Source organism: Sinorhizobium sp. GQ132 (assembly GCF_059758575.1).
On record NZ_JCAXDX010000002.1, the window covers coordinates 641362 to 661362 of the forward strand.

A 20001-nucleotide genomic window follows, 5' to 3' on the forward strand; every position below is an offset into this window, starting at 1 on the left:
GTGGCAAAAGCCTGTGGGGCATTGGCTTTTCCGGTGCATTTTTCTATAGGGTTCGCCAAGACTCGAATTTTAAGAGGTATGCGCGTGACAGCTACATTCGACAAGGTTGCCGATATTATCGCGGAAACGAGCGAGATCGATCGCGAGACGATCAAGCCGGAAAGCCACACGATCGATGATCTCGGCATCGACAGCCTCGACTTTCTCGACATCGTTTTTGCGATCGACAAGGAATTCGGTATCAAGATCCCGCTGGAGCAGTGGACTCAGGAAGTCAACGAAGGCAAGGTCTCGACCGAGGAATACTTCGTGCTGAAGAACCTCTGTGCCAAGATCGACGAGCTGCGTGCCGCCAAAGCGGGTTGAGGACGCCTCAAGCGGCTTTCCGCGTGGATTACGCTTTCATCTGCGATCGGAGTTTTAGCGATCATCGCTGACACGGATCGGCCCCTTTCCCGATGCCGCCTGTCGCGCCCCGCGCTTGACAGGCGGCATCGGCATTTTTACTTGAGCGCGAAACGAATGGGATGAGCCTGAATGCTCCTTGAATATTTCCAGATGATCGACCGGGTCGAAACCGTCGATCTGTCGGCAGGCCGTCTCGTGGCGCGCTCGGTCGTGCCGGAGAAGAGCCCGGTATTCGAGGGGCATTTCCCCGGCTATCCGCTGGTCCCGGGCGTGCTGCTTATCGAAACCATGGCGCAGGCTTCCGGTTTTCTCGTGCTGGCCGCCACGAAATTCGCCGCAATGCCGTTCCTGATGACGGTCGATGGTGCCAAGATGCGCAGCTTCGTCGAACCGAATGCCGAGCTTGAGATAGAGGCGCTGCTCGAGCACGAGGGATCCGGCTTTGCCGTGACGAAGGCCAGGATTGCGTCTGGCGGCAAGAAGATATGCGATGCCCAGCTGAAGCTGAGGACGATCCCGTTCGACCAGGTGCCGCTGGGCGACATCGTGCGCAAGCGTGCGGAAGAACTGGGGCTCATGGCCGCGATGGCCGGTTCGGAGAAGTGAAGATGAGGAAATCCGCGAACGATGTTGTGATCACCGGGGTAGGCATCGTGACGAGCCAGGGCGTCGGCGCCGAGCCTCACGTGGCGCTGCTCGGCGCGGCCGAGCCGCCTGAGGCCCGCATTGAGACAGAACGTTTCGCGCCCTATCCGATCCATCCGTTGCCGGAAATCGATTGGTCGCAGCAGATTCCGAAGCGTGGCGATCAGCGGCAGATGGAGAACTGGCAGCGCCTCGGCGTTTTCGCTGCCGGCCTTGCGCTCGACGACGCTGGTCTCAAGGACAACCTCGAAGCCTGCGGCAGCATGGACATGATCGTCGCGGCCGGCGGCGGCGAGCGCGACATCAATGTCGACTCGCTCATCGTCGACGAGGCGCTGAAGCGCAACGACCGCGAACGGCTTTTGAACGAGAAGCTAACGACGGAACTGCGCCCGACGCTGTTTCTGGCGCAGCTTTCCAACCTTCTCGCCGGCAACATCTCCATCGTGCACAAGGTTACGGGTTCGTCGCGCACTTTCATGGGCGAAGAGGCGGCCGGCATTTCCGCGATCGAGACGGCCTTTGCCCGCATCAAGGCCGGTCAGTCGAGCCACACGCTCGTCGGCGGTGCATTTTCGGCAGAGCGTCTCGACATCGTCCTGATGATCGAGGCGATCCAGGGCCATGCGCTCGGCGAATGGCATCCGATCTGGTCACGCAGGCCCGAGGACGGGGGCGGTATGATCCTCGGCTCCGTTGGTGCCTTCCTGGTTCTGGAGTCGCGCGAATATGCCGAGTCGCGCGGCGCCCGCATCTATGCGACGATCGATGCGATCGGCGGCGACCGCGGCAGCCGTGAGGACGGGCGGCTCGAAGCGCGCCTCAGATATTTGTCGAAACCGGCCCTGGAACTCGATCCGCAGTCGACCGTCGTCTTTTCCGGCACCTCGGGCTTCCATGACCTTGCCGGACGGGAGAAGGCGTTTCTCGAAACCGAACTCGCCGGCCGGCCTGTGCGTGCCTATGGCGGGCTCGTCGGTCACGGCATCGAGGCGCAGTTTCCGGTCGGCATGGTCCTGGCCGCGCTCTCGCTCGGACACGCAGCCAAGGTTCCGCCTTTCGACCCCGCCGCCGAAGCCCCGATGCTGGCGCCGGCCAGGGCGGCGGTCGTTACCACCATCGGCCACTCCCGTGGCGAAGGCGTCGCCGTGCTTGCCGCGGAATAAGGAGCTCGAACTATGAGCAAGGCTTATAAGGACCACCTCGGCCGTCCGATCGTTGCTGTCACCGGCATGGGCGTCATCACCTCGCTCGGGCAGGGGCTCGACGATAATTGGGCGGCGCTCACCGGGGGCGTATCGGGCATCCACAGGATCACCCGGTTCCCGACCGATGCTCTTTCGACCCGCATCAGCGGCACGGTCGACTTCATCGAGATCCCTGCGGAGAATGCCGTCGAGCGTTCCTATGCGATGGCGCGCGAAACGACGCTGGAGGCCCTGGCGCAGGCCGGCCTTTCCGGCGAATTCAACGGTCCGCTCTTCCTGGCGGCCCCGCCGATCGAGCCTGAGTGGAATGCCCGTTTCGAGCTTGCCGACCGCTCGCCGCCGTCGAGCCAGCCGGGCGACGCTTATAACCGCTTTCTCGCGGCAATGCGGCAGAAGGCCGATCCGGCCTTCCACGAGGCCGTGCTTTTCGGCTCGATCTCGGAGCGTCTTGCCGATCGATTCGGAACGCGTGGCCTTCCGGTGACGCTTTCGACGGCCTGCGCATCCGGGGCGACCGCCATACAGCTCGGCGTCGAAGCCATCCGCCAGGGCAGGACCGACAGGGCGCTCACGGTTGCGACCGACGGCTCGGTCAGTGCCGAGGCTCTCATCCGCTTCTCGCTGCTCTCGGCGCTCTCCACACAGAACGAGCCGCCGGAAAAGGCTTCGAAGCCCTTCACCAAGGATCGCGACGGTTTCGTGATTGCGGAAGGCGCCGCGACGCTCGTGCTCGAATCGCTGGAAGCGGCGGTCGCTCGCGGCGCCCGCATCTACGGTATTCTCAAGGGCTGCGGCGAAAAGGCCGACCTCTTCCACCGCACGCGTTCCTCCCCAGATGGCGGACCGGCGATCGCGACGATCCGCGCAGCACTTGCGGATGCGGGCATCGACGAAGCCGGGATCGGTTACATCAATGCCCACGGCACCTCCACGCCCGAAAACGACAAGATGGAGTATTTGTCGATGTCCGCGGTCTTCGGCGAGCGGTTGCCGTCGATCCCGGTCTCATCCAACAAGTCGATGATCGGCCACACGCTGACGGCAGCCGGTGCGGTCGAAGCGGTCTTCTCGCTCCAGACGATGCTCAGCGGCACGCTGCCGCCGACGATCAACTACCAGAACCCCGACCCCGCGATCGTTCTCGACGTCGTGCCGAACGTAAAGCGCAGCCAGCAGGTGACTGCAGTGCTGTCGAACTCCTTCGGCTTCGGCGGCCAGAACGCCAGCCTCGTCATGACCGCCGAGCCGGCTTGAGCCGCTCGAGGACCGAATACCTGCCTGCCGCAAAGGAAAAACCATGCGCGCCCTGCAATTGCTCGATGACCGCAAGCTTGAAATCACCGATCTGCCGGAGCCGGAGGCGCCCGGTCCTGGCGAGGTGACGCTGCGGGTCAAGGCGGTCGCGCTCAATCATATCGACGTCTGGGGCTGGCGCGGCATGGCTTTCGCCAAGCGCAAGATGCCGCTCGTCATCGGCGCGGAAGCCTCCGGCGTCGTGGAGAGCATCGGTCCGGGCGTCGCCAATGTGCTCCCCGGCCAGCTCGTCTCGATCTACGGTGCGCGTACCTGCGGCCTCTGCCGCCCGTGCCGCGAGGGGCGCGACAATCTCTGCGAACATGTCGGAGGCGTCCATGGCTTCCATCTGGACGGCTTCGCGCAGGAGAAGGTCAACCTTCCGGCGCGCCTGTTGGTGCCTGCACCCTCGGGTGTCGATGAAATCGGCGCGGCGCTGGCGCCGGTCACCTTCGGTACCGTCGAGCACATGCTGTTCGACAACGCCAGGCTCGAACCCGGCGAGACGATCCTCGTCCATGCGGGCGGATCCGGTATCGGCACGGCCGCGATCCAGCTCGCCAAGAAGATCGGCTGCACGGTCATCACCACGGTCGGATCGGACGACAAGATCGACAGGGCGAAGGCTCTCGGTGCCGACCACGTCATCAATTACCGGACCGACCGTTTCGAAGGCGTCGTGCGGAAGCTGACGAAGAAGAAGGGCGTCGATGTCGTCTTCGAACATGTCGGCAAGGATACCTGGGCGGGCTCCATGCTGTCGATGAAGCGGGGCGGACGCCTCGTCACCTGCGGCTCGACTTCCGGCGTCTCGACCGACATGAACCTGATGATGCTGTTTCAGCAGCAGCTGAAACTGCTCGGCTCCTTCGGCTGCCGCATGGAGAACATGGCGAACGCCATGCAGAAGATGGGGCGCGGGCTCGTTCACCCGGTGATCGATACCGAGGTGGGGCTCAACGATATCGACCGTGCGCTGGAGCGTATGGAGTCGCGCCAGATCTTCGGCAAGATCGTGTTGCGGATGGATTGATCTTCGTGCGGATGCTGATCACACGGCTGGTGCTTGCTGCGAATCGATTCCGTCAATGGTCGATTGCGCAGCTCGTCCTGCTGCTTCTCACGATACTCAAGCTTTTCCCCGCGGACATGGCGATCAACTTCACGGATCGCATTGCCCGCTGGATCGGGCCGAAGACCGGTCGTCACAAGCTGACGCTGATCAATCTGCGCAACGCCTTTCCCGAGAAGAGCGATGCCGAGATCGCGGCGATCGCGCTCGAAAGCTGGGGCAATATGGGGCGGCTCGCCGCCGAATACGTGTTCCTCGATCAGCTCTTCGACTTCGATCCGGCGCGCGCGGAGCCGGGCAGGGTGGAGGTTTCGGGCATCCCTCTCTTCCTGGAGCTGCGAGACAATCCGCGGCCGTTCATCGTCTTCACGGCCCATAGCGGCAATTTCGAAATGCTGCCGGTTGCCGGCTCGGCTTTCGGCCTCGACGTGACGGTGCTCTTCCGGCCGCCGAACAATCCCTATCTCGCCGACCGGGTATTCGAGTTCCGCAAGGAGCGCATGGGCAACCTCGTGCCGTCGCATGCCGGCTCCTCCTTCGCCCTTGCCAGGCAGCTCGAACGCGGCGGCGGAGTCGGCGTGCTCGTCGACCAGAAGTTCCGCAAGGGCCTGAAGACGAAGTTCTTCGGGCAGCCCGTGCAGACGAATCCGCTGCTTGCCAAGCTCGTCCGCCAGTTCAATTGCGAGGTCTATCCGGCCCGTTGCATTCGCCTGCCCGGCAACCGCTTCCGGCTGGAGCTCGAGCCGGCGGTCGAAATCCCCCGCAGGGCCGACGGCAGCGTCGATGTCACGGCAACGGCGCAGATGTTAAACGACAAGGTCGAGAGCTGGGTTCGCGAATATCCGGGCCAGTGGCTCTGGTATCATGACCGCTGGCACATCAAGCGGACGCTTTGAGCCGGTCTCCTGACGGACATCTTTCCCCTCGGAAGCTGCCGCCTCCTTAAATCGGTGCCGATTTAGGGATTGTCTGGAGTGCGCCGGGCATGCGCGACGAGAACCGTGACGGCGTCCGCCGAAGGAGGAAACGAGATGGCACAGGAATGGCCGATGTTCATCCTGCAGTGCATCGTCGTCTTCGGGCTCGTCGGCGCGCTGTTCATCCGCTTCGGCGAATGAACAGGCTTACGGCTACTGCGCGGACCACACCGCCAGCTCATAGCCATCGGGGTCGGCAAAATGGAACCGCCGGCCGCCCGGGAAGGTGAAGATAGGCTTCAGGATCTTGCCGCCTGCGGCTTCGACCCGTCGCTGAGCGTCCTCGATCTGGTCGGCATAGATGATGACGAGCGGACCGCCGCTGCGAACCGGACCAAGTGTGGTGAAACCGCCCGTCAACCGCCCGTCGGCGAACTCGCAATATTCCGGGCCGTAATCCGTGAAGGTCCAGCCGAAGGCGCTGCCGTAGAAGGCCTTGCTCGCGGCGATATCCGTCACATTGAACTCGACATAGTCGATGCGTTTGTCGTTACCTTTGCTGGCCATTGGCTTTGCGCCTTCCTGCTTGTGATTACCGGTTTCCAGGATGGATTTGAGCGCGGCAAGATCCTTTTCGACCCAGGCCGCGTCATCGGCGAATTGCGCATCGGTCATGCCGGCCTGCCTGAGCAGGGTGAACATGACTTCCGCGCCGTCGCCGTTCGGCACGACGCGAAGCGCATTGTGGACGCGCGCGCCGTTTCCGAGTGTCACGAGGTGGTCGACCACACCGAATTCGTTGTCGGCGACGAAGCGGACGCGGGCATTGCCGAGAGGCCCGGGTGCGATCCACTCGTCGCCGTCGCGCGTGAGCCCGGAGGAGAGACCGGTCGCCCAGAGCGGCATCTTCTCGTGGTCTGCCATGAAGGCATAGACCTCGCGCCAGTCGCGCTCGATCGAGGTGTGGATAATCCGGGCCGTCATCGTCGCCATGCGTTCCTCCGTCCTGGGATTTATAGCATTGCTCCGGGCAACGGTCTTGAACGAAACGGCCAACCTTGCCGCCGGCGGGCCCACGCACGTAATAGTCTCTTGAATCAGTCTGTTATGTGGGAATTCTCAACCCGGCCAAGGCCGAAGCGCGCGGCCAACTGCCGCTGGATTTCGCGCGGCGTGAAGGATGTGAGCCCTCTTGCCTCCCGGGCAAGATGGGCCTGATCGGCATAGCCGGCATCGACAGCAATGTTTGCCAGCGTGTCCCCGGGCCGCGACCGGCAGGCGGCCAGGAAGCGCTGCAGGCGCAGAATGCGGTCGAGGGTCTTTGCGCCGTAGCCGAGATGCTCGTGGCACAGACGGCGAAATGTTCGCTCGCTGGTACCGATCTCTCGGACAAGGGGCCGGACGGGATCGTCTAAGGTCAGCCGGTCGACCTGAAGGTGTGCGACGCAAGCCGCAATGTCCGGCGGCGGAGGCTCGGCGGCGGCGGATAGGCGTCCAAGCAGGGCCGCGGCAAGAACACCGAGCCGCTCCGGCGTGCTCGCCGCTTCGCGCATCCGCGCCTCGATTTCGTTCGCAGCCGGACCCCAGACGAGATGGAGCGGCACCGTTTGGCCGGTGATTTCGCGGAGCGGCGTGCGCAACCACGGCGCCGCCGCGCCGATCCGGAACCGAGCGCCGATGATGGTTTCGCCGGCAGGAAGCTTCGGAAAGGCGGCGACCCTGTCGGGACCGACGATGGCCAGTCCCTTCGACGACCAGATGATGTCGCTGCAACCGTCGGGGACGACGGCGATGGTCGAGGGGGCGCCGTCGGGCATGCGGTGCAGCCAGAGGCATTTGAAGTAGGAGGCGAGCGCCGCCGGGGGCGACTGCTCGCGGTAGATTCCGCTCGTCTGGGCGAGCGCGGGAGGGCAGAGCCTCGGCCTATCGACGCCTGAACAGCCGGCCGCAACCTCCTGCCGGAGCCGGTCGGCGGCGCCAGCGTCTTCGCCGTATGCGGGGCAGGACGTTCCCATTGCCCTTTTTTGCGCCGGCGAACCCGCGCGGTCAATGCCTCTCACCGAGACAAGGAATGCCTCGGCGGTCCCGCCCTGTCGCTAATCGCGCGACCAGATCTCGCCGTCGATCTTTCCCTGCAGCTCCGGATAATCGGCCGCGTGGAAAACCGGGACGGCGCCCGCTTTACGCTGTTCAAAATAGTCTTTCGTCAGCTTTGCGATGGTCCCCGAAAGGAGCAGGATCGCGACGAGATTGATCGTCGCCATCAGTCCCATGGAGGCGTCGGCCGCGTCGAAAACGGTGGTGATGCTTTCGTAGGCTCCCCAGACGACCATCGCCAGCGTGGCGCAACGCATGATCATAAGCCCGAGTCGGTTGCCCCCGCCGAGATAGGTCAGCGCGTTTTCGGCGTAGGAATAGTTGCCGATAATCGAAGTGAAAGCGAAGAAGAAGATCGCGACGGCGATGAAATAGGTGCCGGCCGAGCCGATATGCGTGCTCATCGCTGCCTGTGTGAGCTGTGTCCCGGTGACGCCGGAGCCGGGTTCCAGCGTGCCCGAAAGCAGGATCATCACTGATGTCGCGGTGCAGATCAGTATCGTGTCGATGAAAACGCCCAGGGACTGCACGAAGCCCTGCGACGAGGGATGGTGCGGTACAGGGGTCGCCACGGCTGCGATATTCGGAGCCGAACCCATGCCCGCCTCGTTCGAGAAGAGGCCGCGTTTGACGCCGTTGAGCATCGCCGCAGCAATCCCGCCGGTGATGCCGCCGGCCGCTTCCTGAAAGCCGAAGGCGCTCGAGATGATCGTCCAGAGTACGCCCGGCACCGCCGAGGCATTTGCGATCAGCACGTAGACAGCCGTGAGCAGATAGGCCGCGGCCATGAAGGGGACGACAATCTCGGCGACGCGGGCAATCTGGCGGATGCCGCCGAAGATCACCACGCCGGAGAGTAGCGCAACGGCCACGCCCACTGCGAGTTTGGGCACACCGAAGGCACCCTCGACCGCATCGGCGATCGAGTTTGCCTGAACGGCGTTGAACACGAGACCGAAGGAGAGGATGAGGCAGGCCGAGAAGATCGTGGCCGCCCAGGGCGCGTTGAGGCCGCGAGCGATATAGAAAGCCGGCCCGCCGCGGTATTGCCCGTCCTCGTTGCGAATCTTGTACAGCTGAGCCAGCGCGCTCTCGGCATAGGCGGTCGCCATGCCGACGAACGCCACGATCCACATCCAGAAGGTCGCGCCGGGTCCGCCGAGATAGAGAGCGACCGCAACACCTGCGAGGTTACCGGTTCCGACACGTGAGGCGAGGCTGACCATAAGCGCCTGGAAGGGGCTGATTCCGGCCGCATCCTTGCTGCCGCCGCGGCTTAAGACCCGGAACATTTCGGCGAAATGAACGATTTGGGGAAAACCGAGCCGGACCGTGAAATAAAGCCCGACCGCAAGCAGACCATAGATGAGCACATAGCCCCAGAAGATCGTGTTCAGAAAGCCGATGATCGTTTCCATACGGTCCTCGCTCCTATTGCATTGGAGGTTGCGCCGGCCCCTCGTTCTAGTCGCGCGGGGGACTCGGACGTGTTCTGCGGCATTACGGTGCAAACTCGACTCAGATCAAGGCTCTACGGGGCTGGAACGGGCAGAACACAGGGCGGGAGGCGATATATTCCGTGGATTCGCTTCGGACGCATTCAGAAAGAGGATGTAGAGGGTGCCTTCCGGCGCGTGTTCAAGGCGTCGAACAGGGGCCGGAAAAGGTTTGATTTTGTCAGGAACGGCTTGTCGTAAATCGATTTGAATGCCAAAACAGCCTCCGCCGCCGCGTGCCGTCCGGTCCCTGATTTCCTGGGGGCGACAGGCACGCGCAGATCAATTCGAAGGGCCGGCACGCGCGCGATTGCGCGCCGTGGCCGGCTCTCCTGTCCAATGGAGGCAATCACGTGTCACAGGCGGAAATCGGCCTAATCGGTCTCGGAGTCATGGGCTCGAACCTGGCGCTCAACATCGCTGAAAAAGGCAACAGGATCGCCGTTTTCAACCGCACGGTCGACGCGACGCGCAAATTCTACGCTGAGGCCGGCGCGCTGAAGGACCAGATCGTTCCCTGCGAAACGATCGAAGAATTCGTCGCCGCCATCCGCCCGCCGCGTCCGATCATCATCATGATCAAGGCCGGCGATCCGGTCGACCAGCAGATGGAGGCCCTGAAACCCCATCTCGCCAAGGGCGACATCATGATCGATGCGGGCAACGCCAATTTCCGCGACACGATGCGCCGTTTCGAGGGTCTGAAGGATTCGGGCCTCACCTTCATCGGCATGGGTGTCTCCGGTGGCGAGGAAGGCGCCCGCCATGGGCCCTCGATCATGGTCGGCGGCACGGAAGAATCCTATCATCGCGTCGAGAAGGTTCTGACCTCGATCGCTGCGAAATACGATAGCGTCCCCTGCGTCGCCTGGCTCGGCGAGAACGGGGCGGGGCACTTCGTCAAGACGATCCACAACGGCATCGAATATGCCGATATGCAGATGATCGCCGAGATTTACGGCATCCTGCGTGACGGATTGAAGATGACGGCACAGGAGATCGGCGAGGTCTTCGGTGCCTGGAACAAGGGCCGGCTCAACTCCTACCTGATCGAAATCACCGAGAAGGTCCTTAAGGCCGCCGATCCGCTGACCGGCAATCCCATCGTCGATATGATCCTCGACAAGGCCGGTCAGAAGGGCACCGGCAAATGGTCGGTGATCGAGGCGCAGAACATGGGCGTGCCGGCGACCGCGATCGAAGCGGCGGTCGCAGCCCGCAGCATCTCCTCGGCGAAGGAAGAGCGGGAAGCCGCCGAGAAGGTTCTCGGTCTGCCTCCGGTCGGCGAAGTCAAGGTGGCCGACAGGGACGCTTTCATCAAGGACCTCGAAATCGCGCTGCTCGCCGCCAAGATCGGCGCCTATGCGCAAGGCTTCGCAGTGATGGCGGCGGCTTCGAAGGAGTTCGGCTGGAACCTGCCGATGCCCACGATCGCAAAGATCTGGCGCGCCGGCTGCATCATCCGCTCGCAGTTCCTCGACGAGATCACCACCGCCTTCACCAAGGCACCGGATGCGGCGAACCTGATCGTCACCCCGGCTTTCGCTGCCATGGTCAAGGAGAGCGATGGTGCGTTGCGACGGGTGGTTTCGACGGCCGTCCTCGGCGGTCTTCCGGTGCCTGCGCTGGCCTCGGCGCTCGGCTATTTCGACAGCTACCGCCGCGGCCGCGGCACGGCCAATGTCATCCAGGCGCAGCGCGACTTCTTCGGCGCCCACGGTTTCGACCGTATCGATGGTGCAGACAGCCATCACGGACCGTGGGGCAGCGGTCTGAACGCTTGAATTCGCATGAGTTTAGAGGGGCGGCTGGCCGCCCCTCTAAAGCGGGGCGAGGAAAAGAGTGTGCGGCTTTCCGCCTGCATCCCGCGTCTCAAACTATTATGAATCGATCGCGGCCGTGATTGGGTCGCCCGGACCTGAAATCATCGTGATCTGGCGACAAGTCCAGGCAAGCCCCGGCGTCTAAGATCTCAAAAAGGGAGCCATTCGAGAAGGCAGGCATGAAATTCACAGTGATCGAAGGGGGCAAGGCGGCGGAGGTCACGGCCGCCGGATCGATGACCATCCGCGACGAGGCGGAGAGACGCATAAAGGCGGCCGGTTATGAGCAATGGCGGGTGCGGAGCCTGGCAACCGGCGCGCCTATCCCGGGGCCAATCCGGTACCTGAAGATGCAGATCGATTTCGTCGCCGGAAAGCTCGAACAGCTCAATCCCATCCCAAGCGATTTTACCGACGACAAGTACTGGCCGGCCGCGAGGATCTGAGCCCTGCTGCGTCGGCGCGGAAGCGTTCTCCTGGAGCGAGGTTTTCGGCGGGTCGGCTCCCTGTGGCAGGCCCAGGAATCAGGATCGCCTGCAACAGGCACGGCAGATCTATGATGCCGCCAACCTCGCCATCGGCGGCTGGAATTCCGGCTGGCTGAGGCTCTGAAGCGTCTCTGGGGGGTGGCCTTCGATATGGCCGATCACAGCCTTTGCGAGCTCGCGCCCGGCAATGCGGATGTCCTCATACATCGTCATGACTTCCGGGCGCAGCCAGCGCAGGAAGTCGCTCGGCACTTTCGACACCATTTCCGCGTCCTCCCCGACCTTCTTGCCTGCCGCTTCGATCCCGGCGATCAACGCGATCGCGCCCGAACCGCTGCCGGACACCACGCCGTCTGGGGCGTCGGGGGAACGCATCAGCTTCTCGAACGCATCACGGATGGCGACCAGGCTGTGGTCGATGTTGACCTGGTGAAAGCTTACCGCTTCCGCGCCGAAGTCTTTCAGGCCCCGCTCGAAGCCGGTGCGCATGTGCGAATGGAAGGTCAGATTCGGCGGCGGTTCGAGGAGCACGAGCCGCCGCCTGCCGCGGTCGACGAGCTTGCGGACCGCCTCGTAGGCGAAGCGTTCATTGTCGAAGTCGTGATAGGGATGGATCAGCCCCATTTCGGTTCGCCCATGGGTGGCGAAGGGCAGGTGGCGCTCGGTTAGAAGCGTTACCCGCTGATCGTTGGGCTCGGTACGCGAAATGATCACCCCGTCCGCCGCGCCGGTATCGAGAATGTAGCGGATCGGGCCGAGCGGATCCTTGGCCGAACTGTAAGGCGTCACGACCAGGTGGTATTGCGTGCCGGCGAGAATTTCGGTGATGCCGATGACCATGGGGCTGGTAATGCCCATGATCTCTTCCTCCAGCGTCAGCACGAGGCTGATGACATTCGTCTTGCCCGTCCTGAGGCGGACGCCCGCCCGGTTGGGCTGATAACCGATCTGTTTTGCTACCAGGCGGACACGCTCCTTGGTTTCCGCACCGATGTCCGGAGCGTCCTTCAGGGCACGCGAGACGGTGGTAACACCGAGCCCGGTCATGAAGGCGATCGTCTTAAGGGTCGGTCTGCCGCCTTCGACCGGCGGCGCCGTCGTCGCTCTGTTCTTCGTCTTGCCATCCATGCCCGTCACGCCAATCCGCTCTCCTGAACCGCGGCCCTCGTCGCTACCCTTCAACCGGAGGCCGTGTCGCCCCGCCTTATATACGAACCACGGCTGCTGGCCACATCCGTCTACGCCTGAGTTCAAATCAAAATCTGTAACGATACAGTAGCGATGTCGAGCATTTTCGTTGCTGCAATGCGAAGGGCGTAACCCTTAGGTTGAGTTGCGCTCGGGAGAGCGTCGATGTGGCGTATGGGAAGCCATGAAAGGTTTCGCCGGGATGAGAGATGTGCGAAAATCCCAGAAATCAGGGAGATTATCGCGCATTTGCCGTCGAATTTCTTGCCTCTCCACAGGCGTTCCGACCTGGGCATTCTCCACTCAAGATTGTATTTGTGGATTTATCGTGAATTGCCCGTTGTAGGTGTTGCGCAGGGAAATTCTTTGATCTAAGTTTTTCCGGCAACGTTACAGTGAGGGAGGACACTCATGAAATTGCGTTTTCTAGCTGCCGCTTTGGGCGCAGCCACTGCCTTGCCATTCGGCGCTGCCAACGCGACCGATCTCGAGGTCACGCATTGGTGGACTTCGGGTGGTGAAGCCGCGGCGGTTGCCGAGCTGGCGAAAGCTTTCGATGCGACCGGCAACAAGTGGGTCGACGGTGCGATCGCCGGCTCCGGGGGTACCGCACGCCCGATCATGATCAGCCGCATAACCGGCGGTGACCCAATGGCCGCCACCCAGTTCAACCACGGCCGTCAGGCGGAAGAGCTGGTGCAGGCGGGCCTGATGCGCGATCTCACCGATATCGCCACCAAGGAGAATTGGAAGGAAGTCGTAAAGCCCTCGAGCCTGCTCGACTCCTGCACGATCGAGGGCAAGATCTATTGCGCGCCGGTCAACATCCATTCCTGGCAGTGGCTGTGGCTTTCGAATGCAGCCTTCAAGCAGGCGGGCGTCGAAGTTCCGAAAAATTGGGACGAGTTCGTCGCTGCCGCCCCGGCGCTCGAGAAGGCCGGAATCGTTCCGCTCGCCGTCGGCGGCCAGCCGTGGCAGGCGGCGGGCGCCTTCGACGTGCTGATGGTTGCGATCGCCGGCAAGGAGAACTTCGAGAAAGTCTTCGCCCAGAAAGACGAGGAAGTGGCAGCCGGGCCTGAAATCGCCAAAGTCTTCAAGGCTGCCGACGATGCCCGCCGCATGTCGAAGGGCACCAACGTCCAGGATTGGAATCAGGCGACCAACATGGTCATCACCGGCAAGGCTGGCGGGCAGATCATGGGAGACTGGGCCCAGGGCGAGTTCCAGCTTGCGGGTCAGAAAGCCGGCGTGGACTACACCTGCCTTCCGGGTCTCGGCGTCAACGAGGTGATCTCGACCGGCGGCGACGCGTTCTACTTCCCGCTTCTGGAGGACGAGGAGAAGTCGAAGGCGCAGGAAGTGCTGGCGTCGACCTTGCTCAAGCCGGAAACGCAGGTGGCCTTCAATCTGAAGAAGGGCTCTCTGCCGGTACGCGGGGACGTCGATCTTGCGGCCGCGAACGACTGCATGAAGAAGGGGCTCGATATTCTCGCAAAGGGCAATGTGATCCAGGGCACGGACCAGCTTCTGTCGGCCGACAGCCAGAAGCAGAAGGAGGACCTTTTCTCCGAGTTCTTCGCGAACCACTCCATGACGCCCGAAGATGCGCAGAAGCGTTTCGCCGACATCATCGCGGCTGCGGATTGAGAGCGGCGCTCCAGGCCCCGCACTTTGACGGGGCTGATCTTCCCTCGCCGGGAGCACGGTGAAAACACGCCGCCTGCGCTGATTTTGTCGGCGCAGGCGTGGGCGAGGGAGGCAAACGGGCCTCAGCCGCCGGCGCATTGCCGCAGGTGCCCGATTACATGAAAACCTTTTGCAGTTCGGAGGAGGAAACATGACAGGTCTAACACATGGTTCGGCGCGGCCGAACCAGTGGCTGCGAAACCTGAATGCGAAGATCGCCTCTATCCCGATGATCCTCACGGCCATGGTCATCTTCGTAGGCTGCACGGCCTGGACGGTCGTCTACTCCTTTACCAATTCCAAGCTCCTGCCGCGGCTCGCCTTTGTCGGCTTCGACCAGTACGAGCGGCTGTGGGCCGCGCCCCGCTGGCTGGTCTCGATTCAGAACCTGGCGGTCTTCGGTTGCCTCTCGCTGATTTTCAGCCTGGTGATCGGCTTCGTTCTGGCCGCCCTGATGGATCAGAAGATCCGTTTCGAGAACACGTTCCGGACGATCATGCTCTATCCGTTCGCCCTGTCGTTCATCGTCACCGGCCTCGTCTGGCAATGGCTGCTCAATCCGCAATACGGGATCCAGTCGATCGTCAGGTCGCTTGGATGGACGAGCTTCTCCTTCGACCCGCTCTACAACTCGAACATCGTCATATACGGCATTCTCATCGCCGCGCTGTGGCAGGGAACGGGCCTCGTCATGTGCCTGATGCTCGCCGGGCTGCGAGGGATCGACGAGGACATCTGGAAAGCGGCGAGGGTGGACGGCATCCCGATGTGGAAGACCTATGTGCTGATCATCATCCCGATGATGCGCGGCGTCTTCATCACCACTCTGGTGATCATCGCGAGCGGCATCGTCAAGGTCTACGACCTCGTCGTGGCGCAGACGAGCGGCGGCCCGGGGATCGCCTCCGAAGTGCCGGCCAAATACGTCTACGACTACATGTTCCAGGCGCAGAACCTGGGCCAGGGCTTTGCCGCCTCCACCATGATGCTCGTGACTGTCGCGATCATCATCGTGCCGTGGGCATATCTGGAGTTCGGAGGAGGCCGCAAGCGTGGATAACATCGCAAATAACAGCATGGCCGCGGCTTACGAGACTGCTCCCGGACTCGTGGCCGGCCCTCGCGGCAGAAAGCCGCGCAGGACGCTCTCACGCCGCAATATCATCGTCTACGGCACTTTGATCGTCGTGGCGCTCTACTATCTTCTGCCGCTTTACGTGATGATCGTGACCTCGCTCAAGGGCATGCCCGAGATCCGCGTCGGCAACATCTTCGCTCCGCCGCTCGAGATCACTTTCGAGCCCTGGGTGAAGGCCTGGGCGGAGGCCTGCACCGGACTGAATTGCGACGGGCTTTCCCGCGGCTTCTGGAATTCGGTGCGCATCACCGTGCCGTCCGTGATCATCTCGATCGCAATCGCCTCCGTGAACGGCTACGCGCTCGCCAACTGGCGCTTCAAGGGCGCCGATCTGTTCTTCACCATCCTTATCGTCGGCGCCTTCATCCCTTACCAGGTGATGATCTATCCGATCGTGATCGTGCTCAGAGAAATGGGCGTCTACGGGACGCTGACCGGCCTGATCATCGTCCACACGATTTTCGGCATGCCGATCCTGACCCTGCTGTTCCGCAACTATTTCGCCGGGCTGCCGGAGGAGCTCTTCAAGGCCGCACGCGTCGACGGCGCCGGGTTCTGGACGGTCTATTTCAAGATCATGCTGCCGATGTCACTGCCGATCTTCGTGGTTGCGATGATCCTCCAGGTGACCGGGATCTGGAACGACTTCCTTTTCGGCGTGGTCTTCACCCGGCCGGAATATTACCCGATGACGGTCCAGCTCAACAACATCGTCAATTCGGTTCAGGGCGTGAAGGAATACAACGTCAACATGGCGGCCACGATCCTGACCGGCCTCGTGCCGTTGACGGTCTATTTCGTCTCCGGCCGCCTGTTCGTCCGCGGCATCGCAGCCGGCGCAGTGAAAGGATAAGCAAGCATGACAAGCGTATCTGTCAGGGATCTGTCGTTGAATTTCGGCGCCGTCACCGTGCTCGACAGGCTCAATCTCGACATCGATCACGGGGAGTTTCTCGTCCTGCTCGGCTCATCCGGGTGCGGCAAGTCCACGCTGCTCAATTGCATTGCCGGGCTGCTCGACGTCTCCGACGGGCAGATCTTCATCAAGGACCGCAACGTCACCTGGGAGGAGCCGAAGGACCGCGGCATCGGCATGGTGTTCCAGTCCTATGCGCTCTATCCGCAAATGACCGTCGAGAAGAATCTCTCCTTCGGCCTGAAGGTCGCCAAGATCCCGCCGGCCGAAATCGACAAGCGCGTGACGCGTGCCGCGGAGATCCTGCAGATCCAGCCGCTGCTCAAGCGCAAACCCTCGGAGCTCTCCGGCGGCCAGCGGCAGCGTGTGGCGATCGGCCGGGCGCTGGTGCGCGATGTCGACGTCTTCCTGTTCGACGAGCCGCTGTCGAACCTCGACGCCAAGCTTCGCTCCGAACTGCGCGTGGAGATCAAGCGCCTGCATCAGTCGCTGAAGAACACGATGATCTATGTCACCCATGACCAGATCGAAGCGCTGACGCTGGCCGACCGGATCGCCGTCATGAAAAGCGGCGTGATCCAGCAACTCGCCGATCCGATGACGATCTATAACGCCCCGGAGAACCTCTTCGTCGCCGGCTTCATCGGTTCGCCCTCGATGAATTTCTTCCGCGGCGAGGTGGAGGCAAAGGACGGACGCAGCTTCGTTCGGGTCGGAGGCATCGCTTTCGACGTGACCGACTATCCGGCGCACACCAGGCTGCAGCCCGGCCGGAAGGTCGTTCTCGGCCTGCGGCCGGAGCACGTGAAGGTCGATGAGGCGAGGGACGGCGAGCCGGCGCACCAGGCGATCGTCGACATCGAGGAACCGATGGGGGCCGACAACCTCCTATGGCTGACATTTGCCGGCCAATCCATGTCGGTGCGGATTGCCGGCCAGAGGCGCTACCCGCCGGGCAGTACCGTGCGCCTTACCTTCGACATGGGCGTGGCGTCGATCTTCGACGCCGAGAGTGAAAACCGCCTCTGACGAGCCGAGAAGGGGACCGGGATACCAGACTCGGTCCGTATCGATGAAACGGCGCCGGTGCAGGCCGCCCGGTGAACGAATGGATCCTGGAAATGCCTTCCGAAACCCCGAACCGCGATTCCATGCGTATCGACCTTTCCGGCGATTGGCTGCTTGCCGCCGCCGACAACAGCCACGCCCTGACGATCGCGCTGCCGGGCGACGTGCATAGTGCGTTGCAGCGAGCCGGCATCATCGCCGATCCCTATCGCGGCCGAAACGAGGCCGATATCCAGTGGGTCGCCCGGAAAGACTGGGTGCTCGAGCGCACCGTCGTCATCGATGCCGATGATCTGAACGGGGGATGGTATCTCGACTTCGAAAGCATCGACACGGTCGCCTCGGTCTACGTCAACGATGAGCTCGTATTGCAGTCCGAGAATTGCTTCCGCCGTTATCGGCCCGACGTGTCGGACGCGATCGTCGCCGGCGAGAACCGCATCCGCATCGTGCTCCATTCGGCAATTGCCGAGGGCGCGCGGCGGCAGGCGGCGCAACCCTTCTACGTGCCCTACCATGACGGCAATTCGCCGATCGCCAACGGCAACATGCTGCGCAAGCCGCAATGCCATTTCGGCTGGGACTGGAATATCGCCATCGCGCCGCTCGGGATCTACGGCTCGTTGGCGCTCCGCCGGCTGGAAACGGCACGCATCGAACATGTCACCACGCGCCAGATGTGGCTTGATGACGGCAGCGTCGATCTGCAGGTGACGGTCCAGCTTTTCGCCCGCGATCCCGGTATCGTGCCGGTTCATTTCATGCTCGACGGCGTGCGCGAACGACTGGATTGCGCGGTCGGCGCCGGGGAAACGCGCCTTACCCATGTCTTCACGGTGCAGGAGCCCAGGCGCTGGTGGCCGGCCGGCAGCGGCGATCAGGCGTTCTCGACGCTCAAGGTGGAGGTGCCCGGCGAAGCCGTCACGCGGCAGATCGGCTTCCGCACGATCGAGCTCGTCACCGACAAGGACGAGGCGGGAAGCCGCTTCGCCTTCCGGGTAAACGGCAGGGAGATCTTCTGCCGCGGGGCCAACTGGATACCGGCGGATGCGCTGATGTCGCGCGTCACGCCCGAAAGTGTCGAGGACCTTCTCCGCTCGGCGGTGGACGCGAACATGAACATGATCCGCGTCTGGGGCGGCGGCTTCTATGAGCCCGACTGGTTCTACGATCTTTGCGACCGGCTCGGTCTGCTCGTCTGGCAGGATTTCATGTTCGCCTGCAATCTCTACCCGTCGACGCCGGATTTTCTGGAGAACGTTGCGGCCGAAGTGGACTATCAGGTCAGGCGGCTTTCGACCCATCCGTCCCTCGCGCTCTGGTGCGGCGACAACGAGCTTGTCGGCGCGCTTACCTGGTTCGAGGAGAGCCGCAGGGATCGCGACCGCTATCTGGTCTCCTACGACCGCCTGAACCGGACGGTCGAGGCGTCGATGAAGCAGGCCTGCCCGGAAGCGATCTGGTGGCCGTCCAGCCCCTCCGTCGGATACCTCGATTTCGGCGACGCCTGGCACGCCGACGGGGCCGGCGACATGCACTACTGGTCCGTCTGGCACGAGAACAAGTCCTTCGACAATTACCGCACGGTGCGGCCGCGCTTCTGCTCGGAATTCGGATTCCAGTCCTACACCTCGATGCCGGTCATCCGGCAGTTCGCCGAAGCGCGCGACCTCAACATCGCCTCGCCGGTGATGGAGACGCATCAGAAGAATGCCGGCGGCAACGAACGCATCGCCGGCACCATGTTCCGCTACTTCCGGTTCCCCAAGGATTTTCCGAGCTTCGTCTATCTGAGCCAGATCCAGCAGGGCCTGGCGATCCGGACGGCCGTCGACTATTGGCGGTCGCTGAAGCCCCATTGCATGGGCACGCTCTACTGGCAGCTCAACGACACCTGGCCGGTCGCGTCCTGGTCGAGCCTCGACTATGGCGGACATTGGAAGGCGATGCACTACATGGCGCGCCGCTTCTTCCAGCCGGTTGCCGTTGCCGCAATTCCCTCCACGGATGGGCGGGAAATCGCCTTCTCGATGGTGAACGACACGGCCGAGCCGGTGACGGTCGAGTTGCAGGCGTTCCTGGTTTCGCTCGACGGCACTCGGCAGCCGCTGCTCGCCGCCGCGGGCACGTGCCCGGCCGATCGCGCGTCGACGCTCGTTACCATCGCCGCGAAGGACATTCCACCCGACACGCTGCTCTTCTGGTCTTTCGAGGCTTCGAACGGGGCAACGGGCGAAGGACACTATGTCCACGGTACCTATAAAGCACTCGATCTCGTGCCTTCCAGCCTGACCATCGAGACGGCGCCTCGGCCGGACGGTTCCTTCGATGTCGCCGTAACGGCCACCGGGCTGGCGCTGCACGTCATGATCGAAGCCGATGTCGAGGGACGCTATTCCGACAATGCCTTCGATCTGACCGCCGGCGAGACGAAATCGATCCGCTTCACGCCAAGGCTGCCGGTCGACGCGGGCGTGAGCCCACGCTTCAGCGCCTACGATCTCGAATCCTGCCAGGGAAAAGGGTGAGTCCCATTTTACGCGCACTCCCAGGCAAAC

At 62.8% G+C, this 20001-nt stretch carries 17 protein-coding genes and 1 pseudogene; 13 read left to right on the plus strand and 5 right to left on the minus strand.

The annotated features are described in order from the left end of the window. The first annotated feature begins 78 nt into the window (after positions 1–78). The 6 genes from AC6CIG_RS07145 (at position 79) to AC6CIG_RS07170 (ending at position 5522) form a co-directional block, all read left to right on the plus strand. Positions 79–366, plus strand: coding sequence for an acyl carrier protein (locus AC6CIG_RS07145; protein ID WP_010969581.1), 288 nt, complete (start codon positions 79–81; stop codon positions 364–366). Positions 367–537: 171 nt separating this feature from the next. Next, entirely contained in the window at positions 538–1014 is a 477-nt protein-coding gene (locus AC6CIG_RS07150) for a 3-hydroxyacyl-ACP dehydratase FabZ family protein (RefSeq protein ID WP_003530766.1), read from the plus strand. 2 nt (positions 1015–1016) lie between these two features. Next, complete coding sequence (locus AC6CIG_RS07155) at positions 1017–2219, plus strand: beta-ketoacyl-ACP synthase (RefSeq protein WP_018095237.1); 1203 nt, start codon at positions 1017–1019, stop codon at positions 2217–2219. 12 nt (positions 2220–2231) lie between these two features. Then, complete coding sequence (locus AC6CIG_RS07160; RefSeq protein ID WP_018095236.1) at positions 2232–3515, plus strand: beta-ketoacyl-ACP synthase; 1284 nt, start codon at positions 2232–2234, stop codon at positions 3513–3515. Positions 3516–3558: 43 nt separating this feature from the next. Then, positions 3559–4587 carry a zinc-binding dehydrogenase gene (locus AC6CIG_RS07165; protein ID WP_437409192.1) on the plus strand — a complete coding sequence of 343 codons (1029 nt, stop codon included), beginning with the start codon at positions 3559–3561 and terminating at the stop codon, positions 4585–4587. An 11-nt stretch (positions 4588–4598) separates the two neighbouring features. Then, the gene (locus AC6CIG_RS07170; protein WP_127711120.1) at positions 4599–5522 is read left to right on the plus strand and encodes a lipid A biosynthesis lauroyl acyltransferase; all 924 of its coding nucleotides are present in this window, start codon (positions 4599–4601) and stop codon (positions 5520–5522) included. A 234-nt stretch (positions 5523–5756) separates the two neighbouring features. On the opposite strand, the gene AC6CIG_RS07175 is transcribed toward AC6CIG_RS07170, so the two are convergent. The 4 genes and pseudogenes from AC6CIG_RS07175 to AC6CIG_RS07190 all read right to left on the minus strand — a co-directional run bounded on the left by AC6CIG_RS07175 (position 5757) and on the right by AC6CIG_RS07190 (position 9058). Continuing rightward, positions 5757–6110, minus strand: a complete 354-nt coding sequence (locus AC6CIG_RS07175) for a VOC family protein (protein WP_127711086.1) — start codon at positions 6108–6110, stop codon at positions 5757–5759. Continuing rightward, positions 6094–6536: pseudogene (locus tag AC6CIG_RS07180) on the minus strand (SRPBCC family protein). The gene AC6CIG_RS07175 and the pseudogene AC6CIG_RS07180 overlap by 17 nt, the downstream one beginning before the upstream one ends. A gap of 104 nt (positions 6537–6640) precedes the next feature. Beyond that, positions 6641–7558, minus strand: coding sequence for a DUF6597 domain-containing transcriptional factor (locus tag AC6CIG_RS07185; RefSeq protein WP_437409193.1), 918 nt, complete (start codon positions 7556–7558; stop codon positions 6641–6643). A gap of 81 nt (positions 7559–7639) precedes the next feature. Beyond that, positions 7640–9058, minus strand: a complete 1419-nt coding sequence (locus AC6CIG_RS07190; protein WP_437412542.1) for an alanine/glycine:cation symporter family protein — start codon at positions 9056–9058, stop codon at positions 7640–7642. Positions 9059–9489: 431 nt separating this feature from the next. Here AC6CIG_RS07190 and gnd point away from each other — a divergent pair, with 431 nt between their 5' ends. Together gnd and AC6CIG_RS07200 are read left to right on the plus strand one after the other, a co-directional pair. Continuing rightward, positions 9490–10920 carry an NADP-dependent phosphogluconate dehydrogenase gene (gene gnd, locus AC6CIG_RS07195; protein WP_437412543.1) on the plus strand — a complete coding sequence of 477 codons (1431 nt, stop codon included), beginning with the start codon at positions 9490–9492 and terminating at the stop codon, positions 10918–10920. A 218-nt stretch (positions 10921–11138) separates the two neighbouring features. Continuing rightward, positions 11139–11405, plus strand: a complete 267-nt coding sequence (locus AC6CIG_RS07200) for a hypothetical protein (protein ID WP_018095227.1) — start codon at positions 11139–11141, stop codon at positions 11403–11405. Between the two features lie 108 nt (positions 11406–11513). On the opposite strand, the gene AC6CIG_RS07205 is transcribed toward AC6CIG_RS07200, so the two are convergent. Then, entirely contained in the window at positions 11514–12575 is a 1062-nt protein-coding gene (locus tag AC6CIG_RS07205) for a LacI family transcriptional regulator (RefSeq protein WP_437409200.1), read from the minus strand. 471 nt (positions 12576–13046) lie between these two features. Between AC6CIG_RS07205 and AC6CIG_RS07210 the strand changes: the two genes are divergently transcribed. The 5 genes from AC6CIG_RS07210 to AC6CIG_RS07230 all read left to right on the plus strand — a co-directional run bounded on the left by AC6CIG_RS07210 (position 13047) and on the right by AC6CIG_RS07230 (position 19971). Continuing rightward, complete coding sequence (locus AC6CIG_RS07210) at positions 13047–14282, plus strand: ABC transporter substrate-binding protein (protein ID WP_018095225.1); 1236 nt, start codon at positions 13047–13049, stop codon at positions 14280–14282. A gap of 190 nt (positions 14283–14472) precedes the next feature. Next, positions 14473–15381, plus strand: a complete 909-nt coding sequence (locus tag AC6CIG_RS07215) for a carbohydrate ABC transporter permease (protein ID WP_498322566.1) — start codon at positions 14473–14475, stop codon at positions 15379–15381. After that, the gene (locus tag AC6CIG_RS07220) at positions 15374–16312 is read left to right on the plus strand and encodes a carbohydrate ABC transporter permease (RefSeq protein WP_437409195.1); all 939 of its coding nucleotides are present in this window, start codon (positions 15374–15376) and stop codon (positions 16310–16312) included. The genes AC6CIG_RS07215 and AC6CIG_RS07220 overlap by 8 nt, the downstream gene beginning before the upstream one ends. Positions 16313–16318: 6 nt before the next feature. Beyond that, positions 16319–17404 (plus strand): ABC transporter ATP-binding protein, encoded by a 1086-nt coding sequence (locus tag AC6CIG_RS07225; protein WP_100673723.1) that lies wholly within the window; start codon positions 16319–16321, stop codon positions 17402–17404. 92 nt (positions 17405–17496) lie between these two features. Then, on the plus strand, positions 17497–19971 hold the full coding sequence (locus tag AC6CIG_RS07230) for a beta-mannosidase (protein WP_437409196.1): 2475 nt from the start codon (positions 17497–17499) through the stop codon (positions 19969–19971). Positions 19972–20001: the final 30 nt, after the last annotated feature.

Bases quoted from the DNA above. Each gene is read 5' to 3' on its own strand.
- AC6CIG_RS07145 (WP_010969581.1), top strand. From the start codon at position 79: ATGCGCGTGACAGCTACATTCGACAAGGTTGCCGATATTATCGCGGAA.
- AC6CIG_RS07150 (WP_003530766.1), top strand. From the start codon at position 538: ATGCTCCTTGAATATTTCCAGATGATCGACCGGGTCGAAACCGTCGAT.
- AC6CIG_RS07155 (WP_018095237.1), top strand. From the start codon at position 1,017: ATGAGGAAATCCGCGAACGATGTTGTGATCACCGGGGTAGGCATCGTG.
- AC6CIG_RS07160 (WP_018095236.1), top strand. From the start codon at position 2,232: ATGAGCAAGGCTTATAAGGACCACCTCGGCCGTCCGATCGTTGCTGTC.
- AC6CIG_RS07165 (WP_437409192.1), top strand. From the start codon at position 3,559: ATGCGCGCCCTGCAATTGCTCGATGACCGCAAGCTTGAAATCACCGAT.
- AC6CIG_RS07170 (WP_127711120.1), top strand. From the start codon at position 4,599: ATGCTGATCACACGGCTGGTGCTTGCTGCGAATCGATTCCGTCAATGG.
- AC6CIG_RS07175 (WP_127711086.1), bottom strand. From the start codon at position 6,110: ATGGCCAGCAAAGGTAACGACAAACGCATCGACTATGTCGAGTTCAAT.
- AC6CIG_RS07185 (WP_437409193.1), bottom strand. From the start codon at position 7,558: ATGGGAACGTCCTGCCCCGCATACGGCGAAGACGCTGGCGCCGCCGAC.
- AC6CIG_RS07190 (WP_437412542.1), bottom strand. From the start codon at position 9,058: ATGGAAACGATCATCGGCTTTCTGAACACGATCTTCTGGGGCTATGTG.
- AC6CIG_RS07200 (WP_018095227.1), top strand. From the start codon at position 11,139: ATGAAATTCACAGTGATCGAAGGGGGCAAGGCGGCGGAGGTCACGGCC.
- AC6CIG_RS07205 (WP_437409200.1), bottom strand. From the start codon at position 12,575: ATGGATGGCAAGACGAAGAACAGAGCGACGACGGCGCCGCCGGTCGAA.
- AC6CIG_RS07210 (WP_018095225.1), top strand. From the start codon at position 13,047: ATGAAATTGCGTTTTCTAGCTGCCGCTTTGGGCGCAGCCACTGCCTTG.
- AC6CIG_RS07215 (WP_498322566.1), top strand. From the start codon at position 14,473: ATGACAGGTCTAACACATGGTTCGGCGCGGCCGAACCAGTGGCTGCGA.
- AC6CIG_RS07225 (WP_100673723.1), top strand. From the start codon at position 16,319: ATGACAAGCGTATCTGTCAGGGATCTGTCGTTGAATTTCGGCGCCGTC.
- AC6CIG_RS07230 (WP_437409196.1), top strand. From the start codon at position 17,497: ATGCCTTCCGAAACCCCGAACCGCGATTCCATGCGTATCGACCTTTCC.